The organism is Arthrobacter sp. 10N43, assembly GCF_056394525.1.
Genome location: NZ_JBFTIA010000004.1, coordinates 58,180 through 78,062, shown reverse-complemented (window position 1 = coordinate 78,062; position 19,883 = coordinate 58,180). Strand labels below are relative to the sequence as shown.

The window sequence follows — 19,883 nt, the reverse complement described above, 5'->3', positions numbered from 1 at the left end:
GGAAAGTCATGACCGACAATCCCGGAGCAGCAGCAGACTTGGCCGCGGCCGAAGCGGACGCAACCTGGTACTCCATGGCACCAGCGGACGTGGCGTCCGAGCTGAGGGTGGACCCGGCCAGCGGGCTGAGCGCGGCAGAGGCCGAGCAGCGGCTGCAGGAGTACGGCCCCAACGCCCTGGCCGCCGCGAAGCAGGAGCCGGTCTGGAAGCGGTTCTTCAAGCACTACCGGGACTACATGCAGATCGTGCTCGTCGTCGCCGCCCTGGTGAGCCTGCTGATCGAGGAGTACGGGACCGCGATCGGGCTTGCCCTGCTGACGCTGTTCAACGCGTGGCTGGGCTACCACCAGGAAGGCAAGGCCGAGGCGGCCGCCGCTTCCCTGGGGCAGATGATGAAGTCCATGGCCAAGGTGCGCCGCGACGGTGACATGGCGGAGATCCCCTCCGAGCAGATTGTGCCCGGCGACATCGTGGTGGTCGACGCCGGTGACCGCGTCCCCGCCGACGGCAGGGTGATTCTGGCCGCGACCCTCCAGATCGAAGAGGGCGCGCTGACGGGCGAAAGCGTCGCCGTCGAGAAGGAAGTCGGGGCCATCAGCCGGCACGACGTCGGCATCGGCGACCGGGTGAACATGGCATTCATGAACACCAACGTCACCCGGGGCCACGGCGAGATCCTCGTGACCACCACGGGCATGGGCTCGGAAGTCGGCCACATCGCCCACATGCTCTCTGGCCAGAAGGAGGAGAAGACCCCGCTCACCAAGCAGGTGGACCGGCTCACGATCTTCATCATCATCGCGGCCCTCTTCGCCTTCGTCGCGATCGTGGTGATGGGCCTGGCCCAGGGCGAAAGCTTCGCGGTGCTGTTCGGGATCGGCGTGGCCCTGGCGGTCGGCTCGATCCCGGATGCGCTTCCCGCCGTCGTCACCACAATCCTGTCCGTGGGCTCGGTCAACATGGCCAAGAAGAACGCCATCATGAAGGTCCTGCCCGCGGTGGAGACCCTCGGCTCCACGTCGGCCATCAACTCCGATAAGACCGGCACCCTGACCCTGAACCAGATGACGGTGCGGGAAGTCGTGACCGTCCAGCACCATTACACGGTCAGCGGCGAGGGCTACAGCTTCGAGGGCCAGATCCAGCGGACCACCGGCGACGCCGAACGCGACCTGGATTACGTGATGTTCCCGTGTGCGCTGTGCAACGACTCCGATATCGAAAACGGCGAGGTCATCGGCGATCCCACCGAGGCGGCGCTGTACGTGCTCGCGCAGAAGGGCGGCGTGGACGTCCGGGAGTTCCGCAGGAACAACCCGCGGGTGGCGTCCGTGCCCTTTGACTCCGACTACAAGTTCATGGCCACGTTCCACCTGATGCCGGGCGCCGACGGCAAGCCCGTGATCCGGGCGTACGTGAAGGGGGCACCCGACGTCGTCCTCAACAGGTCCTCGTCCGGGCGGATGCCGGGCGGACGGGCGGAGACCCTCACCGAGGAAATGCGCGGGAAGGTGCTGGCCGCCAATGAACGGATCGCCAGCCAGGGCCGGCGGGTGCTCGCCCTGGCCCAGCGCGAATTCGACCCGGCCACGTTCCAGCCCTCGGGCGACCTCATGGCGCTGATGCAGGACCTGGAGATTTCGGCGCTGATCGGCGAGGTGGACCCGCCGCGCGCCGAAGCCGTGGCCGCCATCGCCAAGGCCAAACACGCCGGCATCCGGGTCCGGATGATTACCGGCGACCACGCCATCACCGCGGCCGCGATCGCCGACGAGCTCGGCATCCGGGGGCGCGCGGTCACCGGCGCCGAGTTCGCGGCCATGAGCGATTCCGAGGCCGACAGCCAGGTGGATGGGATCGGCGTGATCGCCCGGGTGGCGCCCGAGCACAAGGTCCGGCTGGTCGAAGTGCTCAAGCGCAAGGGCAACGTCGTCGCCATGACCGGCGACGGCGTCAACGACGCGCCGGCCATCGCGGCGGCCGACATCGGGATCGCGATGGGCATCACCGGCACCGACGTCGCCAAGGGTGCGGCCAAAATGATCCTCGCCGACGACAACTTCGCCACGATCGTGACCGCGGTCGAGCAGGGCCGGCTCGTGTACGACAACCTGCAGAAGTTCATCCGTATCCAGGTCGCCAACCTGTTCATGTTCATCCTGGCCTTCATCGGCTCGTCGGCGTTCGCGATCGCCGGCACCGCGCTGCTCAGCCCGGCCCAGGTGCTGTGGATCCACATGGCGATCGTCGCCCCCATCGGCGCCGTGATGGGCCTGGACCTCGCGACGCCGGGCATCATGGACCGGAAGCCCCGTCCGTTCAATCAGCCGATCATCGTCCGGTCGATGATGGTGCGCCTGTTCGTCGTCGGGCTGTTCATGGCGGCCGCCACCCTGGTCCTCGTGCAGATCGGCAAGGCCAGCTACGGTTCGCTGGAGGTAGGGCAGACCATGGCCATAGTTGGCCTAGGGCTGATGAACATTACCGTGGCCCTCAACCTGCGATTCCCCGAGGAGAGCGCGTTCGGCCCGTCCACCGTGTCCAACCCGAAGCTGCTTTGGGCGTTCGGCTGGGCAGTGGTCGGCTCGATGCTGATCACCCAGATGCGCGTGCTGCAGGACCTGTTCGCCACCGTGCAGCTCAACGGGGCGCAGTGGCTGATCTGTCTGGTGCCGGCCGTGGTGCTGCTGCTCCTGGGCGAACTGTTCAAGGTGATCCTGCGGGCCCGGCATAGTGCTGACAGGGCCAAGGTCCTGGCGCCGGCCGTTCCTGCCTGACGCTGTGAGCCTCCGCGCGTAGAATCAGGGCCACAGGCAACGCCGTGGGCAGCGCCGTGGGCACAAGAGAGTTTCACCGGACCGGATGAGGTTAAGCGGCATCGCTACGGCAGAGGAAAAGTCAGGAAGCGATTCCGTCATCGACGGCGCCGCGGACGCCGCCGAGGCGGCGTCGAACAGCATCTGGCTCGACGTCGCCGCACGGTCGGGTTTCGCAGTGATGGCGCTGCTTCACATCGTGATCGGGGCCATCGCCATCGCCCTGGTGTTGGGGGTCCCCGGACAGGCCGACCCCACCGGCGCTATCGAACAACTCGCGGCCAACCCCTGGGGTCCTGCCGTCATGTGGGCTTCCTGCGCGGCCTGCGCCGGGCTTTCGCTCTGGCAGCTGAGCGAGGCCACCCTGCGGGCCCGGCACCTGCCGCGCGGCGAGCGGCTGGGCAAGCTCATTTCCTCCGGTTTCCTGGCCGTCGCGTACGGCAGCGTTGGGTTGAGCTTCGCCGGCTTCGCGCTCGGCCAGCGCGGCGATTCCGGCGACTCCACGCGGGACTTCAGCACGGCGCTGGTCCGGTCCCCGTTCGGGGTTCCGGCCCTGGTCGGCCTGGGCCTGGTCATCATCGGGATCGGCGTGTACTTCATCGCCAAGGGCCTCGGGAAGAAGTTCAAGGAGGAGCTGCACCATTTCGAGGGCACCCGCCGCGGCAGGCTGATCAGTATGCTCGGCGTCGCCGGGCACGTCGCGAAAGGGCTGGCGCTGATCCTGACCGGGCTGCTGTTCGTGATCGCCGCGGCCACCAACAACCCCGGTTCGTCCACCGGCCTGGACGGCAGCCTCAAGGCACTGCGGGACCACCCGTTCGGCCCGTACCTGCTCCTGGCGATCGGCACGGGCTTCATTGCCTACGGCGCGTTCGCCCTGGTGCGGGCGCGCTTCGGCCGGATGTAGCCTCTTCAGGTGCGGCTAGCCTGCGGCCTTCCGCAGCGGAACCACGTCGCCTTCCTGGTAGAGCAGGGCCCGGATTTCGGATTCGGCGGAATCCAGCCGCCTGGCATCGATCGTCTCCCCTGCGGCGAAGTGGTCCAGCAGCCGCGGATCCACGTAGCTTTTCCGGGCGATCGACGGTGTGTTGCCAAGGACCGCGGACGCGTCAACCATGGCGCGGCTGACCGCCCTCTTCCGGGTCGATTTCTTCGCCTGCGGGCCGCTGCGCGCCAGGCTGACGGCCGCCGTCGCCGTCCCGCGCAGGGTGCGGAAGTCCTTGGCCGTGAAGTCCTCCCCCGTGCGCTCCTTGACGTACTCGTTGATGTCCGCGCTGGACACCGGATGCCAGCGGCGGCCGGCCTTGTAGGCGAGCAGCCGTGCCTTGCCGCCGCGCCGCTTGAGCTGGCGCACGACGGCGGCGAGGTCGGCGTCGTCGATCCGCGACTCCCAGGTCTTGCCGCTCTTGGCCGGGAAACTGAGCCGGAGTTCGTCCTTGTGGACCGTGACGTGGGCGCAGAGCAGGGTGGCGAGGCCACGGCTGCCGTTTTCGTTGGTGTAGCGCTCGGAGCCGACCCGAAGCGACCCGCTGTCGAGCATCCGAAAGGCGGCGGCCAGCACGCGTTCCCGGGTCAGCCCCTCGGAGCGCAGGTCCATGGTCACCAGGCGGCGTGCGGCCGGCAGGGTCTCGGCCAGCTGGAGCGAACGGTCGAACTTCAGCCGGTCCTTCCGCTCCCGCCAGCCCGGATGGTAGATGTACTGCCGCCGGCCCACCGCGTCGAGTCCCGTGGCCTGGATGTGCCCGTTGTCGTACGGGGCAATCCAGACGTCGGTCCAGGCCGGCGGGATCCCGATGCCCTCAAGCCGGTCCCGCACGGGACCCGGCGGCAGGGTGGACCCGTCCAAATCCTTGTAGCTGAAGCCGGTCCCGGCGGGTACCCGGCGGTACCCGCGGCCGGACGCGTTGCTGTGACGGAGCCTCATGACGGTAAGCCTACTGACTATCACCCGGGTTTCCACGCACAACAAACAACGCGGGGTCATTCCGCGCCCATAATCCCGTCCGGGAAGGGCGCGGAGTGACCCCGCGTTGCTCTGTGCTGGTGCGCTTCGGGCGCTGTGCTGTTGAGGCTAGACCTCCGCGGCCACTCCGCCGCGGGAGATCGCCACCATTTCCTCGCGCGGGACCACCTTGATGCGCTCACGGGTGACCTCGACCCCGAAGGACGGGCCGGCCGCCGTCGCCGTCTCGCCGAGGCCGCGCTCGTGGGCGTCGAGCGCCAGCCAGCCTTCCCAGCTGGTGTACTGGATGCCGCGGCCCTCCAGGAGTTCGACAATCTTCTCCGGGGCGGGCGCCGCGGCCAGCGGCAGGTTGGCGCGGTCCTCGAGCAGGTAGGTCACGGTTTCGAGGGCGTCGCCCTTGGTGTGGCCGATCAGTCCCACCGGCCCGCGCTTGATCCAGCCGGTCGCGTAGATCCCCGGGACGTGGGTGCCGGCGGCATCCAGGACGCGGCCGCCGTCGTTCGGGACAACGCCCTTGCTGTGGTCGAACTCGACCTCGGGCAGTGCGGAGCCAAAGTAGCCGATGGCGCGGTACACGGCCTGGACCGGGTAGTCGACAAACTCGCCGGTGCCGCGGGCGTTGCCGGTGCCGTCCAGTTCGGTGCGCTCGAACTTGATGCCTGCGACGCGGCCGGGAGTCTCGGCGCCGTCGTACACCTCCACCGGGCTGTGCAGGAAGTGCAGGTGCAGCCGGCGGGAGGCCTTGAGCTCGGAGAGGTCCTCGGGCTGCTCGGCGATCCAGTTGGTGAGGGTGCCCACCATGGTCTTGGTCTGGTTGTTGCTCTGGATCTGCCGGTCGGACTCGGCGTCGAACTCGAAGTCCTCGGCGTAGAGAATGATGTCGACGTCCTTGGAGTGCGAGAGTTCGCGCAGTTCCAGGGGCGTGAACTTGACCTGGGCCGGGCCGCGGCGGCCGAAGACGTGCACGTCCGTGACGGGCGAGGACTTCAGGCCGGCGTAGACGTTGTCCGGGATTTCGGAGACCAGGAGGTCGTCGGCGTGCTTGGAGAGCATGCGGGCCACGTCCAGGGCCACGTTGCCGTTGCCGATCACGGCGATTTCCTTGGCGTCCAGCGGCCATTCGCGGGACACATCGGGGTGGCCGTCGTACCAGGAGACGAAGTCTGCGCCGCCGTAGGAGCCCTCGAGTTCGATGCCGGGGATGTTCAGGTCCGCGTCCTTGATGGCGCCGGTGGCGAAGATGACGGCGTCGTAGTGGGTGCGGAGGTCATCGATGGACAGGTCGGTGCCGTAGTCCACGTTGCCGAAGAAGCGGATGTCGCCGCGGTCCAGGACCTTGTGCAGCGCGTTGACGATGCCCTTGATGCGGGGGTGGTCCGGGGCAACGCCGTAGCGGATCAGGCCGTAGGGTGCCGGGTAGCGGTCGAAGAGGTCGATGCTGACGGTGAGCTCGCCGCTCTTGACGGCCTCGCTCTTGGTCAGGATGTCCGCGGCGTAGACGCCGGCGGGACCGGAGCCGACGACGGCGACGCGCAGCGGGCGGGCGGCAGTTCCTACAGGGGTGTTCGTTGACACGGCTGTGTTCCTTTTTCTTCTGCATCCGTTGCTCCACAAACGCCCTTTTGAGGCTTGATAACGGCAGTTATGGAGCAATCGACGGACTTTACGGGGTCAGTACGCGGGTCTTGGTGGTGCGGGGAGCGTTCGGGGAGGTGGTGCTGTAGTCCGCGGTCCTGAAGTGCGACGGCGCGAACGGGCTGACGCGGACCACGTCGCCGATCACGATCACGGCGGGGTTCGCGACGCCGGCGGCCTCCGCCTGATCCGCGATGGTCCCGAGAGTTCCAATGGTCACCCGCTGGTTGGGCAGGTATCCATTCTCTACGATGCCAACAGGCGTCTCCGGAGGCAAACCGGCGCGGGCCAAGGAGGCTGCGGAATCGCGCAACTGGCCCACGCCCATGAGCAGGATCACAGTGTGGTCGGCGCGGGCCGGGACCTCGGAGAGTTCCTCGTGGCCGGTGACCACGCTGAAGCCCTTGGCGAGCCCGCGGTGCGTGACGGGGATGCCCGCGGCGGCCGGGACGGAGATGGCCGACGTGACGCCGGAAACCACTTCCACCTCGACGCCGTGCTGCCGGCAGAATTCGGCTTCCTCGCCGCCGCGGCCCAAAACGTACGGGTCGCCGCCCTTGAGCCGGACCACGCGGTGGCCCTGCAGGGCCTCATCGACCAGGATCCGGTTGATTTCCGCCTGCGGGACGGGATGGTGGCCCGGATTCTTGCCGACCTCGATCACGCGGACGTCGGGGGCGAGTTCGTTGAGCAGTTCGCGGGGGCCGAGCCGGTCCGCAACCACGACGTCGGCCTGGCCCAGGAGCCGGCGGCCGCGCACGGTGATCAGTCCGGTGTCGCCGGGACCGCCGCCCACGAGGGCAACAGATCCGGTGGCGCCTGCGCCGGAGACACGGCGCCTGCGCAGCGGCAGGTCCCCGGTGTCCAGTGCGGTGGCGACGGCGTCGCGCAGGGCCATGGCGCGGCGCGGGTCCCCGCCGGCGTTGACGGCGATCTTCACGTCGTCCACCACGGCGACGGCGGGCGTCCAGGCCGCGGACGCTTCGTGGTCGGAGGCGTTGACGCACCAGATGCGCTGCGCCTCGGCGTCGGCCGAAACCTGCGCATCCACGGCGGCGTCGCCGGTGGCGGTCTGGACGAACCAGACGCCGTCGACGTCGGAGGGGCGGTAGTGGCGGGGCTCCCAGTTCACGAGGCCGGCGTCGGCAAGTTCAGCCAGGGCCGGGCAGGCAACCGGGGCCACAACGGTGACGCGGGCTCCGGCGTCGAGCAGCCCCTTGGTGCGCCGGGCGGCCACCGGTCCTGCCCCGACCACCAGCACGGGACGGCCGAGGAGGCGCAGCGCCGTGGGGTAAATGTCCTGAATTGCCATGCATCGACGATAGGGCGGCGTCACATTGCGGAACAACGGTGCGGAAACACCAGTTCACGCAAGGTAACGCCACGTCACATTGGGGACCGGGCCATTCCGGGACCCTGCGCCGCTATTTCACGGTGATGTCACTGCTATTTCACTGGGATTATTTCACTGCGATTATTTCACTGCGATGAGTTCGATCAGTTTGATGTCCGGGTCCTTGGCGAGCAGGGCAGGACCGTGCTCGCCGAGGGCGGCGGGGATGGCGCCGGTGAGGTGGGCCTGACGGTCCTCCTCGGTATCGAAGGTGTCGAAGATGCCGAAGGTGTTCTCATTGACCCGGAAGGCGTACCAGGTACGGGTTCCCGGCTCGTTGAGCACGATCTCGCGGCCCCCGTTGAGGAAGTCCCAGACGTCCTGTTCCTTCCCCGCCTTGGCTTCGAGCAGGGCCAGCACGCCAAATTTTGCTGCCACAGCGACCTCCTTGGAGTCAGTCGTGGAATGGGCACAACCCGGCCCATAGGCGTGAGTGTAGGCCCCTGCCGGAACCCCGACAAGGAGGTCCCGACAGGGAGGTCCCGGATGCCTCCCGGGAACGCAGCAGGGCCCGACGGCGGTGGTCGCCGTCGGGCCCTGCTGGTGGTGTGGTGTGCCTTAGCGGGTGCTGCCCGCCAGGAGGCCCCGGCGGCGGAGGAGCCGCTTTTCGATCGGGGCGAACACGAGCAGTTCGATCAGGATGCCGACGCCGAGGATCAGCAGGATCGCGGACATCACGACGGTCATGTCGGACAGGGCACGGCCCTGGTCCAGCATGGAGCCCAGGCCAAAGCCGATGGTGCCGCCGACGGCGATGATCTCCGCTGCCATGAGCGAGCGCCAGGAGAACGCCCAGCCCTGCTTGAGGCCGCTGAGGTATCCGGGCAGGGCCGCCGGGAGGATGATCTGCAGGGCCAGCTGCAGCCGGGACGCCCCGAGGACCTTGCCGACGCTGCGGTACTGCGGCGGGATCTGGTCCACGCCGGAGATGAGCCCGTTGATGATGGAGGGGATGGCGCCCATGAACACCACGAAATACACTGTGGCGTCGGTCAGGCCGAACCAGAGAATGGCCGCGGGCACCCAGGCCACGGACGGCAGGACCTGCAGCCCGGAGATCAGCGGACCGAAGGCGCGCCGGAGCGGGGCCACCTGCGCCAGCAGGAGCCCCACCGGAGTCGCGACGACCACGCTGATCAGGAAGCCCACGACGCCGCGCTGCAGCGAGGTCCAGACGGCCTGCTGCAGCTTGCCCTCACCCCACAGGGTGCCGATCTGCCCAACGACATCCATTGGCCCGGGCACGATGTCCCGGCGTTTGTAGCCAAGGGAGACGTACACCTGCCAGATGAGGACAAGCACCACCAGGGCAGCCACCGGGAGCAGGATCCGGCTCCAGTCGATGCCGGCCTTGCGTACAGCATCGGACTGGAGCGAATCGAGCCCGGATTCGAGCTGCCGCAGGTCTTCCTTGCCGGTGGAGGAACGGGTCAGGGCCGCGTGGACTTTGCGGGTCTCGGCGGGGGCGTCCGCCACAGCTTCGGCTACGGGTAGTTGGTTACTTGGCATGGCGGCGGATCTCCTCGCGAAGCCGGGCGGTGATGACGCCGGTCAGGTGGCCGGCCAAGCCTGCGTCGGTGCGGTGCTCTTCGGTGACGTGCCATTCCTGCACCACCCGGCCGGGCCGGGAGGAGAGCAGCAGCACGCGCTGGCCAAGCCGGACGGCCTCGCGGACGTTGTGGGTGACAAAGACGATGGTGCGGCCGGTTTCCTTCCAGATGCGCTCCAGCTCGTCATGGAGCAGGTCGCGCGTAATGGCGTCCAGGGCGGCGAACGGCTCGTCCATCAGCAGCAGCTGCCGGTCCTGGGCCAGGGAACGGGCCAGGGCCACGCGCTGTCGCATGCCGCCGGAGAGCTCGTGCGGGCGTTTGTCCCCCGCGCTGCCCAGGTGCACGAGGTCGAGCAGTTCGCCGGCCTTGGTCCGCCGCTCGGCCTTCCCGAGCCCGCGCAGCTTCAGCGCCAGTTCCACGTTTTCCCGGGCAGTGAGCCACGGGAAGAGTGCTGAGTCCTGGAACATGAAGGCGGCGCCGTCGCTGGGCACTTCCAGGGCCCCCGACGTCGGTGCCTCCAGTCCCGCCATGATGTTGAGCAGGGTGGACTTGCCGCAGCCGGACGCACCGAGCAGGGCGACGAACTCGCCCTGCCCGATGGTGGCGTTGACCTCGTCCAGCACCGGGGCGCCGTCGCCGAAGCGCTTGCCCAGGTTTTCCAGTACGACTGGCATGGTCAGGTCCTAACTGTTGTTGCGGGTGGCGGCTGGAGGCTAAGGAGCTAGTCCTTGCCCAGTCCTTCGGCGGAAATCTTCTGGCCCGCCGCAGTCTCAGCCAGGACGCTGTTGAGCGCTGTGAGGTCGAAGATCCCGTTGATGTCGGCCGGTTTGGTGGTTCCGGCGTCGACGCCGTCCTGGAGCAGCTTCTTGTACGTCCCGGCGAGCGGGTCCGTGGTGAAGGCGATGTTCTTCAGGGACCGGTCGATCACATCGGCCGGAAGCGGCGAGCCGGCCGCTGCCTTGAGCGCGTCGTTGAGGACGGTGGCCTTCTCGGCGGCGGGCGCCGCATTGAGCCAGTTGACCGATTCAACATGGCCCTTCAGGAGCGCCTGCACGGTGGCCGGGTGCTCGGCCGCGAACTTCTTGTTGACGATCAGGACGGTGGTGATGAACTCGCCCTTGTCCCACAGGTCCTTCTCGTCCACCAGGACCTTCGCGCCGGCCTGCAGGACAAGGCGGGAGGCCCAAGGCTCCGGCAGCCACGCGCCGTCAAGCTTGCCGTCCTGGAACAGCTTCAGGGTCTGGGCGTTCTCGGTCGGGTTGATCGCGACGTCACCGCCGCCGTCGGTGGAGGTCTTCAGACCCTGGTGGCCGAGCCAGGCACGCAAGGCCACGTCCTGGGTGCCCCCAAGCTGCGGGGACGCGAGCGTCTTGCCCTTGAGATCGGCCGGTGAGTTGATGCCGGGCTTGACCACCAGCTGGGCTCCGCCTGCCGCGGCGCCGGCGATGATGCTGACCGATTCGCCCTTGCTCTTGATGTAGGAGTTGATGGCCGGGTTGGGGCCGATGTAGGTGGCGTCGATGGCGCCGGCGTTCAGGGCCTCGATCGCGGCGGGGCCGGCGTTGAAGGTCTGCGTGGTGAGCTTGGTTGCGCCAAGGTCCTTGGCGATGAGGCCCTTGCTGACGCCGACCAGGGCCGGGGCGTGGGTGATGTTGTTGAAGTAGCCGAGCCGCAGTTCGGTGGCCGGGCTGGTGTCCCCGGCGGCCACTGCCGGGGCGGTTTCCGGGGCGCGGGACAGCGAGGATGCCACGGCTGCGCCGGCGCCGATCAGGATCACGAGTCCCGCTACGAGGGCGATCTCCAGGGTGCGCTTGCGTTTGGGTTTGCCGGTCTCGCCGGCGACGATCCGGGTTGTGCCGGGCTGCGTGGGCTCACGGTTTTCGGGTGTGGGTGACATGGGCTGAATCCTGTTCTGGGTCTGTGCGGAAAGGCCGGGCGGGGTGGTCAGCGCCGGCGACATCGCCCCCGAAGATCCCCGTCGACAAGACCGTGGAACCGTTCCGTCGTCGTCATTCATTCACCATAGGGAGTGTCATAAACGCGGTTCAATGGCCCGGAAACCGGGGGTCACGCAAGTTCATGCAGCGTCATATTCGGCCGAAAAAGACTGCAGCCTGTTTCCTGGCCCGCGGCAATTGCTGCGGGCAAGGAAACAGGCTGCACCCGTGAGGAGGGGCGTCAGATCGCGTAGCGCTCGTCCTCGTGGTCTCCCGGGTGGTCATTGACCAGGCCGGCGGCAAGGGTGTTGCCGTCGAGCGGGTCGATCACCAGGAACGCCCCGGTGCGGCGGTGGTGCAGGTAGTTCTCCAGCGGCAGCGCGGCGGCGAGCCGAAGCTGCGCGTGCCCGATGTCGTTCAGCTCCAGGGTGGACGTCGGTTCCAGGCCGAAGCTGGCGAGGTCCACCTTGCCTGTCACATTCCGGACCAGGGCCTGGACCGTGCGGGTGCCGTGCTTGACCAGCACCTTGGCGCCCTCGCGGAGCGGCTTGGGCGAGAGCCAGCACAGGGCGGCGTACAGGTCCGCGCTACTTTCGCGCACGGTGCCGGCAGCGGCGATCGTGTCGCCTCGGGCGACGTCGAACTCGTCGGCCAGGCGCAGTGCTACGGACTGCGGGGCGGCCGCCTCGGCGAGCTCGCTGCCCGCGAAGTCGATCCCGGTGACCGTGGTGGTGCGCGGGGCCTGGCCCGGGGTCAGGATGCTGACCTGGTCCCCCACCTTGACCGAACCTTCGGTGATCTGCCCGGCGTAGGCGCGGTAGTCGCGGTACGCCTCGGCGTCGAGCCCGGCTGCGATCGCGTCCGGCGCCAGCGCGCCCTGCGGCCGGATGACCAGCTGGACGGGGAAGCGGAAGCTCTCCAGGTGGCTTTCGAGCTCGTCGGCGGCCGGCAGCGTCTCCAGGACTTCCAGCAGCGCCGGCCCGGTGTACCAGGGGGTGCGCTCCGACGCGTCCACCACGTTGTCGCCGTCGAGCGCGGACACCGGGATGACCCGGAGATCGGCGACACCGTCGGACCCCAGCCCGAGCTCGCGCCCGACCCGCTGGACGTCCGCCTCGATTTCGCGGAACACGTCCTCGCTGAAGTCCACAAGGTCGATCTTGTTCACGGCCACGATCACGTGCGCCACGCGCAGCAGCTGCAGCACGGACAGGTGCCGGCGGGTCTGCTCCAGGACACCCTTGCGGGCGTCGATGAGCACGACGACGGCGTCCGCGGTGGACGCGCCGGTCACCGTGTTCTTGGTGTACTGCACGTGACCGGGGCAGTCCGCCAGGATGAAGCTGCGGCGGTCCGTGGCGAAGTAGCGGTAGGCGACGTCGATGGTGATGCCCTGCTCGCGCTCGGCGCGCAGGCCGTCGGTCAGCAGTGCGAGGTCGATCGCTTTCGTGCCGGTGGCCCCGGCCCCGCCGAAGCCGCGGTCCGCGGACGTGCGGGCGACGGCGTCGAGCTGGTCGGCGAGGATCGCCTTGGAGTCGTGCAGGAGCCGGCCCACCAGCGTGGACTTGCCGTCATCGACCGAGCCAGCAGTGGCGAAGCGGAACAGGGTGGTGGGCAGCGCCGCGGACACCAGGTCCGGGTCCGGGAGAAACGTTTCCGTGCTCATTAGAAATAGCCGTCCTTCTTGCGGTCTTCCATGGCGGCCTCGGAGATGCGGTCATCGGCCCGAGTGGCGCCACGTTCGGTGATGGTCGAGGCGGCAACCTCAATGACGACATCCTGCACGGTGGCGGCGGCCGATTCCACGGCGCCGGTGCAGGACATGTCCCCGACGGTCCTGTACCGGACGGTCTTGGTGATGACTTCCTCGTTCTCGCGCGGCTGGGAGACCTCGCCGACTGCGCGCCACATGCCGTCGCGGGCGAAGACTTCGCGGTCGTGGGCGTAGTACAGGCCGGGCAGTTCGATGCCTTCGCGCTCGATGTAGCGCCACACATCCAGTTCGGTCCAGTTGCTGATCGGGAACGCACGGACGTGCTGGCCCACGGTGTGCCGGCCGTTGTACAGGTTCCACAGCTCGGGCCGCTGGTTGCGGGGGTCCCACTGGCCAAATTCGTCGCGCAGGCTCAGGATCCGTTCCTTGGCGCGGGCCTTGTCCTCGTCGCGGCGGCCGCCGCCGAAGACTGCGTCGAACTTGTTGCGCTGGATCGCGTCCAGCAGCGGGACGGTCTGCAGCGGGTTGCGGGTGCCGTCGGCGCGTTCGGCCAGTTCACCGGAGTCGATGAACTCCTGGACGGAGCCGACAACCAGCTTCAGGCCCAGCCGCTCCACCGTGCGGTCGCGGAAATCGATGACCTCGGGGAAGTTGTGGCCGGTGTCCACGTGCAGCACGGGGAAGGGCACCTTGCCGGGCCAGAAGGCCTTGGTGGCCAGGTGCAGCATGACCACGGAATCCTTGCCGCCGGAGAACAGCAGCGCCGGCTTCTCGAACTCGGCGACCACCTCGCGGATGATGTGGATGGCCTCGGACTCGAGGGTGTCCAGGCTGGAGAGGCGTGAGCTTGAGTCGCCGATTGCCGCCCCCGCCCCTTCGCCGCTGGGCTGATCTTCGATCAGCCCAGCGCGCGGCTCCGACAGGCCCGATGCCACTCCCTGGGCGGCAATCGGCGTCTCAGCAGCGTCGTTGTCCAGCACAGACAGCTCCAGGTCCTCGTTGGTGATTTGGGTGCTCATACGTGTAGTCCGCATTCTGTCTTGTCGGTTCCTGCCCAGCGGCCGGCGCGGGGATCATCGCCGGGCGCTACCTTGCGGGTGCAAGGCTGGCAGCCAATGGACGGGTAGCCCTGTGAAAGCAGCGGGTTGACGGGCAGGAGGTTGTCGTCGGAATACTGCACCAGCTGGTCGAACGTCCAGGCCGCCACCGGGTTGACCTTGACCAGTCCGTTGGCCTCGTCCCAGGTGATCAGCGGGGTGTTGGTGCGGGTGGGGGCCTCGTCCCGGCGGACTCCGGTGAACCAGAGCTCGTAGTCGGCGAGGGTGCGGCGCAGGGGCGCGACTTTACGCAGGGCGCAGCACTGGGCGGGGTCGCGGGCGAAGAGGTCCTTGCCCAGGAGCCGGTCCTGCTGTTCCACGGTGTTCTCCGGGAGGACGTCCACGACGTTGACGCGCAGGTTGGCCGCGACCTCGTCGCGCGTCGCGTACGTCTCCGGGAAGTGGTAGCCGGTCTCCAGGAACAGGACGTCGACGCCGGGAAGCTGGTCCGCGACCAGCGCCGGCAGGACGGCGTCGGCCATGGAGCAGGCGACGGCGACGGCGGGCAGCTCGAAGTTGCGGGCCACCCAGGCGATGACGTCACGGGCCGGGGCGTCCCAGCCGAGCTCGGCGGAGCCGGCCTCGGCGAGGGCCTTGAGCTCCTCATGGGAGCGGAGTGCGACGGGGGCGGCACCGCCTGCCAGCGGCTGAGCCTCGGTCACTGCAGATCACCCTCTTCAGCCGCGTGGGCCCATTCGGCGAAGGTCTGGCCTTCGGCGCGGTCCGCCACGAACTTCCGCACCACGCGTTCCACGTAGTCCGGCAGGTCCGCAACGTAGACCTTGAGTCCGCGGACGGTGCGTCCGAGGCCGGCCTCTTCGCGGTCCGAGGACGCCAGCCCGCCGCCGAGGTGGACCTGGAAACCCGGGCTGGGGTCGCCGTCGGGCGTGGGGAGCATCATGCCCTTGAGCCCGATGTCCGCGGTCTGGATGCGGGCGCAGGAGTTGGGGCAGCCGTTGATGTGCAGGGACAGTGCGTGGGGCAGCTGGCCGCTGTCCGCGAGGTCGGCGAGGCGGCGTTCCAGTTCGGCGACGGCGGTGGCCGCGGTGACCTTGGTCTCCACGATGGCCAGCTTGCAGTACTCGATGCCGGTGCAGGCGATGGTGCCGCGGCGGAAGACGGACGGCCGGGCGGACAGGCCCAGGGCGTCGAGTTCTGCCACGAGCGGCTCAACCTCGTCCTTGGGCACGTCCAGCACCACGAGCTTCTGGTGCGGGGTGGTGCGCAGGCGGTGGGAGCCGCGGGCCTCGAGAGTGTCCGCGAGCTTCACCAGCTGGCTGCCGGAGAGGCGGCCGGCGATGGGGGTGGCGCCGATGAAGAACTTGCCGTCCTTTTGTTCGTGCACGCCCACGTGGTCGCCCGGGGTGGACGGCTTGGGCGCGGCGGGACCGTCGGCCAGCTTGTAGCCGAGGTACTCGTCCTCGAGGATCTGGCGGAACTTCTCCGGGCCCCAGTCGGCCATGAGGAACTTCAGGCGTGCCTTGGTGCGCATGCGGCGGTACCCGTAGTCGCGGAAGATGCTGGTGACGCCGAGCCAGACGTCGGCAGCCTGCTCGGGGGTGACGAAGGCGCCGAGGCGCTTGCCCAGCATCGGGTTGGTGGACAGGGCGCCGCCGGCCCAGAGGTCGTAGCCGATGCCGAGTTCGGGGTGTTTGACGCCGACGAGGGCGAAGTCGTTGATCTCGTGCACCACGTCCTGGCTGGGGTGGCCGGTGATGGCGGTCTTGTACTTGCGCGGCAGGTTGGACAGCAGCGGGTTGCCGATGAACCGTTCGCCCAGCTCGGCGATGAGCGGGGTGGGGTCGATGATTTCGTCCTTCGCGATGCCGGCCACGGGCGAGCCGAGGATGACGCGGGGAACGTCGCCGCAGGCTTCGGTGGTGGACAGGCCCACGCCTTCGAGCCGCTTCCAGATCTCGGGAATATCTTCCACGCGGATCCAGTGCAGCTGGATGTTCTGGCGGTCGGTGAGGTCGGCGGAGTCGCGGGCGAAGTCGACCGAGATGTTGCCGATGACGCGCAGCTGCTCGGTGGTGAGCGCGCCGCCGTCGATCCTCACGCGGAGCATGAAGTACTTGTCTTCGAGCTCGTGCGGCTCAAGCGTGGCGGTCTTGCCGCCGTCGATCCCGGGCTTGCGCTGGGTGTACAGGCCCCACCAGCGGAAGCGGCCGTGCAGGTCCTGGCCCGGGATGGAGTCGAAGCCGTCCTTGGAGTAGATGGACTCGATACGTTCGCGGACGTTGAGGCCGTCGTCTTCCTGTTTCCAGGTTTCGTTGGCGTTCAGCGGCGTGGTTCCGTCGACCTTCCACTGGCCGTGGGGCTTGGCGGCGGGCCGGGAGGCACGGGCCGGGCGCGAGGGCTTGTCCGTGGACGCTCCGGCTAGAGCTGTATCAGTCATGCATCGACTGTAGGGGTGGCCGTAATGCCGTCACAAAGGGTCGGAAACGGGAAGTCACCTAGGGAAACATTTCGTCACGAACCGCCCGAAAGCATTGATCGATCCGGGCGCCTGTGCATCGGCGGGGACGGTCAGTCCGGTGGCTGGGAGGCTGCCGCCAGCGCCGCGTCGTAGCGTTCCAGCGCAATTTCGGCGAGGACGGGCGAGGGCAGGAGCGGCGCCGTCACCAGGTCCGCGCCGGCCTTGGCCAGCTGGTCATGGAAGAAGCCGGGCGCCAGGAGATAGGAGGCGATCACCACCCGTCCGCCCAGGTCCACCGCCCCGGCCGACTCCCCCGCACCCGCGCCGCCGGCCTCCTCCTCGCGGAGCATGGCAACGGCCTCGGGGACCGAGGGCTTGGCCGAGGCGCCATACCCCGCCACGATCCGGTTGGACCGCAGCGCCCGGAGCTGGTCGGCGAGCTCCTCGACGTTCTTCGAGGCGTTGGGATCGGAGGAACCGGCGGCGGCGAGGACCACGGCGTCGTTGTCCGTCACGCCGGCCTCGCGCAGGCGCTGGTCCAGCAGCGCCGCGAGGCGCGGGTCCGGGCCCAGCGGCGCGGCGGCAAGGGTGTCCGGCCGGCTCTTCACGGCCCGGGCGATGTCCACCTTGACGTGGTAGCCGACGCTGAGCAGCAGCGGAACCACGACGGCGCGCTCCCCAGCCGGGAGCCCCGCGACGACGGCCGGCAGGTCCGGATCCTGCACGTCGACGTAGGCCTCGCGGATGTCCAGTCCCGGACGGAGCCCGGCGATCCCGTCCCGGAGCGCGTTGACCTCCGCGGCTCCGTTCGGGCTGGACGTGCCATGGGCGCAGGCGATCAGGATGGGGCTATTCATAGCCGTTAGCGTAACCTTGGAGCCGCCCCATCCACCCCTTGTTATCGACCGGGACGCTTCATGACCTTCTCTTTCAGCCTTGTCCTGGTCTGGCTTGACCTTGCCGGCGTCTTCTTCTTTGCGGTCTCGGGCTCACTGCTCGCGGCGCGGAAACAGTTCGACATCATCGGCTCGCTGCTCCTGGCCTCGCTGGTGAGCCTTGGCGGGGGCGTCATCCGCGACATCATCATCAACGCGGGCCCGCCCGCAGCGTTCACCAACCCGGCCTACCTGGCGCCTCCCCTGTTCGCCACGGTGCTGGTGTATTTCCTGTTCTCCAGCGTCCAGCGCTTCACGTCGCTGCTGGTCCTGTTCGACGCCGGCGGGCTGGCCCTGTTCTGCATCACCGGCACCCTGAAGGCCATGGCCGCCGGGATGAACCCGGTGGCGGCCGTGCTGCTGGGGGTCACGACGGCGGTGGGCGGCGGCCTGCTCCGGGACATCACCGCGAACGAGGTGCCGCAGCTATTCGACCCCAAGGACCTGTACGCGCTGCCGGCGTTCGCGGGGGCGGCATCGACCGTGATCCTGTCCCTGACGGGGGCTTTCACAGCTGTGAGTGCCGGCGCTGTCGCCGCCGTCGTTTTCGCCTTCCGGGTCACGGCCTGGCGGCGCCACTGGTACGTTCCGCTGGCCGTCCGCGGCTGGCACCGGCTGGGCCTGGACCCGGCGGAAAACGACCGCTGAGGATTAGCTAGGATAAGACCATGACTGACATGTTCCTCGAGAAATTCCGCGCGCTTGTCCCGAAGTATCTCGAAGACGAATGGCAGGAAGAAGATGGCCTGGCGGCCGACGAGCTCGACGCCGCCCTCGCCGAACACCAGTTCCAAGTCCCGCTGGTCCTGCGCGAGTTCTACCTCGCCGTCGGAGGGTGCGAGGACATCATGGAGGCCTACCACTACTTCTGGGACCCCGAAGAGCTCGAAGTCGACGACGAAGGCTTCCTCATGTTCCTCGAGGACGAGGAGGAGCAGTTCACCTGGGGCTTCCGCGTGGGGGACCTCAGCATCCCCGATCCCATCGTTTACCGCCGCAACAACGCCCGCGGCCAGTGGAAAAGCGAAGAGGGGACCTTCTCCGAATTCGTCTTCGACATGTTCGAGTGGGCCTTCAACGACGAGGACGAAGACTAGGCCGGGGCTGGCCGCCCGCCTCCAGCCTTCCCCGGCCGGCTGCACTGCCTGCCCTGCTGCGCTGTCTGCCCCGCGGCGGATTCTCCCCATGATTGGCCTCCCCCGACGGAGTGTCCTGGCAAACCGCCGGTGATTTTCGGCGTCGGACGGTCATACCTGGGGAAACTCAGCGGATGATCCGGCCGCGGAGCACCTGCCACACCTCATCAACCACCTTCTGCGGGGTGTGGACCACGTCCTGATACCCGTAGCGGAGCACGGCATAGCCCGTCAGGGTGCTGGCGTTGTTCCGCCCGCGGTCCTTCCTTACCTGCGCCTGCTCAAGATGGGTGCTCCCGTCGATCTCCACGATCAGGAATCCCTCCAGCAGGAAATCCACAATGCCGATCCCGGGCAGCGCCACCTGTGTCTGGGTGCCAATACCCTGGCTCCGGAAAAGCAGCCTCGCAACGACCTCGATGGCTGAACCCGCCGTGCCGTCGACCAGCTCCAGGACTGCGCGGGCGGCGCCGTTCCGGTTTCCCGGCAGCCGCTCCCGCAGGTAGTCGAGGGTGGTGCGGCCCTGGAGAAGGGCGCTTTCCACCATGACGGCGGCCTCGACAGCGGGCAGGCACCGCAGCGCATGGAGCAGGGTGTCCGTCAGACCGGCTACCGGCAACGGGAACACCGGGGGCACTACAGTACCGCGGTGGATGACGGCGCCGGTCGCTGATCCGTGCGCGCACAGCAGGTGCAGCCGTTCGGGCTCATGAAGGCGCCATATGCCGTGGAACGGCGCGGCGGAGGCGCAGCAGAGTGTGCCGTTCGCGAGCACGGCGGCCACCAGATCAGGCCTGGCGCCCTCCAGGGCCACGACTCCGTGGCGCAGCCGTGACATCTCCCCCACAGCCACGGCATTCCTGATGCTCCGCTCGGAGAAGCCTGCTTGCAACAGCGTCCCCGTCCGGGCCACGGAGCCGGCGTATTTGAGGTAAGTGGTGAGGTCCATGGGCCCAGCACAGTCCCGGCCCGAGCGCACCAACAGCCTTGTTGGCATCTATGTGGAAAATTCCGGCGCCGGCACCCCCGGGCTTTGGCGCCGACTTTCCCCAGTTTTGACGGCGTCCGACGGCGTGTCCCGCCGCCGGGCCGGCGTGTCCGGCAGCTGCCCGGCCAAAGGTGGGGAAACTCGGCGCGACAACGCTGGCATGGACCTGAGAATTTTATGACAAGAAAATAACAGAAAGGGCTGGACTCTATGACACAACTGTCATAGAGTCATTTCTGGGTTCACCAAATGCCTCCGGTGGATCTGATGCGAACGGAGAAATGGACCCGGTTCGGCACA

General features: G+C 68.2%; 17 protein-coding genes. 4 read left to right on the top strand and 13 right to left on the bottom strand.

Annotation, left to right across the window (positions count from 1 at the left end; translation table 11 throughout):
- The first annotated feature begins 8 nt into the window (after positions 1-8).
- Positions 9-2,777 (top strand): cation-translocating P-type ATPase, encoded by a 2,769-nt coding sequence (locus tag AC1DDO_RS08540; RefSeq protein ID WP_476866752.1) that lies wholly within the window; start codon positions 9-11, stop codon positions 2,775-2,777.
- An 85-nt stretch (positions 2,778-2,862) separates the two neighbouring features.
- Positions 2,863-3,723 (top strand): DUF1206 domain-containing protein, encoded by an 861-nt coding sequence (locus AC1DDO_RS08535; RefSeq protein ID WP_476866753.1) that lies wholly within the window; start codon positions 2,863-2,865, stop codon positions 3,721-3,723.
- Positions 3,724-3,738: 15 nt separating this feature from the next.
- On the opposite strand, the gene AC1DDO_RS08530 is transcribed toward AC1DDO_RS08535, so the two are convergent.
- From AC1DDO_RS08530 to AC1DDO_RS08475, 12 genes are all read right to left on the bottom strand, one after another.
- On the bottom strand, positions 3,739-4,740 hold the full coding sequence (locus AC1DDO_RS08530; RefSeq protein ID WP_476866754.1) for a DNA topoisomerase IB: 1,002 nt from the start codon (positions 4,738-4,740) through the stop codon (positions 3,739-3,741).
- Positions 4,741-4,887: 147 nt separating this feature from the next.
- Positions 4,888-6,354: an FAD-dependent oxidoreductase gene (locus tag AC1DDO_RS08525; protein WP_476866755.1), complete on the bottom strand. Its 1,467-nt coding sequence runs from the start codon at positions 6,352-6,354 to the stop codon at positions 4,888-4,890.
- An 88-nt stretch (positions 6,355-6,442) separates the two neighbouring features.
- Positions 6,443-7,726 carry a uroporphyrinogen-III C-methyltransferase gene (cobA, locus tag AC1DDO_RS08520; RefSeq protein WP_476866756.1) on the bottom strand — a complete coding sequence of 428 codons (1,284 nt, stop codon included), beginning with the start codon at positions 7,724-7,726 and terminating at the stop codon, positions 6,443-6,445.
- A gap of 162 nt (positions 7,727-7,888) precedes the next feature.
- On the bottom strand, positions 7,889-8,185 hold the full coding sequence (locus tag AC1DDO_RS08515; RefSeq protein ID WP_476866757.1) for a putative quinol monooxygenase: 297 nt from the start codon (positions 8,183-8,185) through the stop codon (positions 7,889-7,891).
- 180 nt (positions 8,186-8,365) lie between these two features.
- Positions 8,366-9,316, bottom strand: a complete 951-nt coding sequence (locus AC1DDO_RS08510) for an ABC transporter permease (RefSeq protein WP_441407731.1) — start codon at positions 9,314-9,316, stop codon at positions 8,366-8,368.
- On the bottom strand, positions 9,306-10,031 hold the full coding sequence (locus AC1DDO_RS08505; protein ID WP_476866759.1) for an ABC transporter ATP-binding protein: 726 nt from the start codon (positions 10,029-10,031) through the stop codon (positions 9,306-9,308). The genes AC1DDO_RS08510 and AC1DDO_RS08505 overlap by 11 nt, the downstream gene beginning before the upstream one ends.
- 47 nt (positions 10,032-10,078) lie before the next feature.
- Entirely contained in the window at positions 10,079-11,254 is a 1,176-nt protein-coding gene (locus AC1DDO_RS08500) for an ABC transporter substrate-binding protein (protein ID WP_476866760.1), read from the bottom strand.
- 281 nt (positions 11,255-11,535) lie between these two features.
- The gene (locus tag AC1DDO_RS08495; protein WP_476866761.1) at positions 11,536-12,960 is read right to left on the bottom strand and encodes a sulfate adenylyltransferase subunit 1; all 1,425 of its coding nucleotides are present in this window, start codon (positions 12,958-12,960) and stop codon (positions 11,536-11,538) included.
- Positions 12,960-14,027, bottom strand: coding sequence for a sulfate adenylyltransferase subunit CysD (gene cysD, locus AC1DDO_RS08490; protein WP_476971748.1), 1,068 nt, complete (start codon positions 14,025-14,027; stop codon positions 12,960-12,962). The genes AC1DDO_RS08495 and cysD overlap by 1 nt, the downstream gene beginning before the upstream one ends.
- Entirely contained in the window at positions 14,024-14,767 is a 744-nt protein-coding gene (locus AC1DDO_RS08485; protein WP_476866763.1) for a phosphoadenylyl-sulfate reductase, read from the bottom strand. The genes cysD and AC1DDO_RS08485 overlap by 4 nt, the downstream gene beginning before the upstream one ends.
- A complete protein-coding gene (locus tag AC1DDO_RS08480; protein ID WP_476866764.1) occupies positions 14,764-16,503 on the bottom strand; it encodes a nitrite/sulfite reductase in 1,740 nt (579 codons plus the stop codon). The genes AC1DDO_RS08485 and AC1DDO_RS08480 overlap by 4 nt, the downstream gene beginning before the upstream one ends.
- 131 nt (positions 16,504-16,634) lie before the next feature.
- Entirely contained in the window at positions 16,635-17,381 is a 747-nt protein-coding gene (locus AC1DDO_RS08475; RefSeq protein ID WP_476866765.1) for a sirohydrochlorin chelatase, read from the bottom strand.
- A gap of 60 nt (positions 17,382-17,441) precedes the next feature.
- On the opposite strand from AC1DDO_RS08475, the gene AC1DDO_RS08470 reads away from it, so the two are divergent.
- Together AC1DDO_RS08470 and AC1DDO_RS08465 are read left to right on the top strand one after the other, a co-directional pair.
- On the top strand, positions 17,442-18,107 hold the full coding sequence (locus AC1DDO_RS08470) for a trimeric intracellular cation channel family protein (RefSeq protein WP_476866766.1): 666 nt from the start codon (positions 17,442-17,444) through the stop codon (positions 18,105-18,107).
- A gap of 20 nt (positions 18,108-18,127) precedes the next feature.
- A complete protein-coding gene (locus AC1DDO_RS08465; RefSeq protein ID WP_229995872.1) occupies positions 18,128-18,556 on the top strand; it encodes a hypothetical protein in 429 nt (142 codons plus the stop codon).
- Positions 18,557-18,722: 166 nt separating this feature from the next.
- On the opposite strand, the gene AC1DDO_RS08460 is transcribed toward AC1DDO_RS08465, so the two are convergent.
- Positions 18,723-19,544: an endonuclease domain-containing protein gene (locus AC1DDO_RS08460; RefSeq protein ID WP_476866767.1), complete on the bottom strand. Its 822-nt coding sequence runs from the start codon at positions 19,542-19,544 to the stop codon at positions 18,723-18,725.
- Positions 19,545-19,883: the final 339 nt, after the last annotated feature.

Coding starts and splice junctions, on each gene's coding strand:
- AC1DDO_RS08540 (WP_476866752.1), top strand. CDS start 9: ATGACCGACAATCCCGGAGCAGCAGCAGACTTGGCCGCGGCCGAAGCG.
- AC1DDO_RS08535 (WP_476866753.1), top strand. CDS start 2,863: ATGAGGTTAAGCGGCATCGCTACGGCAGAGGAAAAGTCAGGAAGCGAT.
- AC1DDO_RS08530 (WP_476866754.1), bottom strand. CDS start 4,740: ATGAGGCTCCGTCACAGCAACGCGTCCGGCCGCGGGTACCGCCGGGTA.
- cobA (WP_476866756.1), bottom strand. CDS start 7,726: ATGGCAATTCAGGACATTTACCCCACGGCGCTGCGCCTCCTCGGCCGT.
- AC1DDO_RS08510 (WP_441407731.1), bottom strand. CDS start 9,316: ATGCCAAGTAACCAACTACCCGTAGCCGAAGCTGTGGCGGACGCCCCC.
- AC1DDO_RS08505 (WP_476866759.1), bottom strand. CDS start 10,031: ATGCCAGTCGTACTGGAAAACCTGGGCAAGCGCTTCGGCGACGGCGCC.
- AC1DDO_RS08500 (WP_476866760.1), bottom strand. CDS start 11,254: ATGTCACCCACACCCGAAAACCGTGAGCCCACGCAGCCCGGCACAACC.
- AC1DDO_RS08495 (WP_476866761.1), bottom strand. CDS start 12,960: ATGAGCACGGAAACGTTTCTCCCGGACCCGGACCTGGTGTCCGCGGCG.
- cysD (WP_476971748.1), bottom strand. CDS start 14,027: ATGAGCACCCAAATCACCAACGAGGACCTGGAGCTGTCTGTGCTGGAC.
- AC1DDO_RS08480 (WP_476866764.1), bottom strand. CDS start 16,503: ATGACTGATACAGCTCTAGCCGGAGCGTCCACGGACAAGCCCTCGCGC.
- AC1DDO_RS08475 (WP_476866765.1), bottom strand. CDS start 17,381: ATGAATAGCCCCATCCTGATCGCCTGCGCCCATGGCACGTCCAGCCCG.
- AC1DDO_RS08470 (WP_476866766.1), top strand. CDS start 17,442: ATGACCTTCTCTTTCAGCCTTGTCCTGGTCTGGCTTGACCTTGCCGGC.
- AC1DDO_RS08465 (WP_229995872.1), top strand. CDS start 18,128: ATGACTGACATGTTCCTCGAGAAATTCCGCGCGCTTGTCCCGAAGTAT.
- AC1DDO_RS08460 (WP_476866767.1), bottom strand. CDS start 19,544: ATGGACCTCACCACTTACCTCAAATACGCCGGCTCCGTGGCCCGGACG.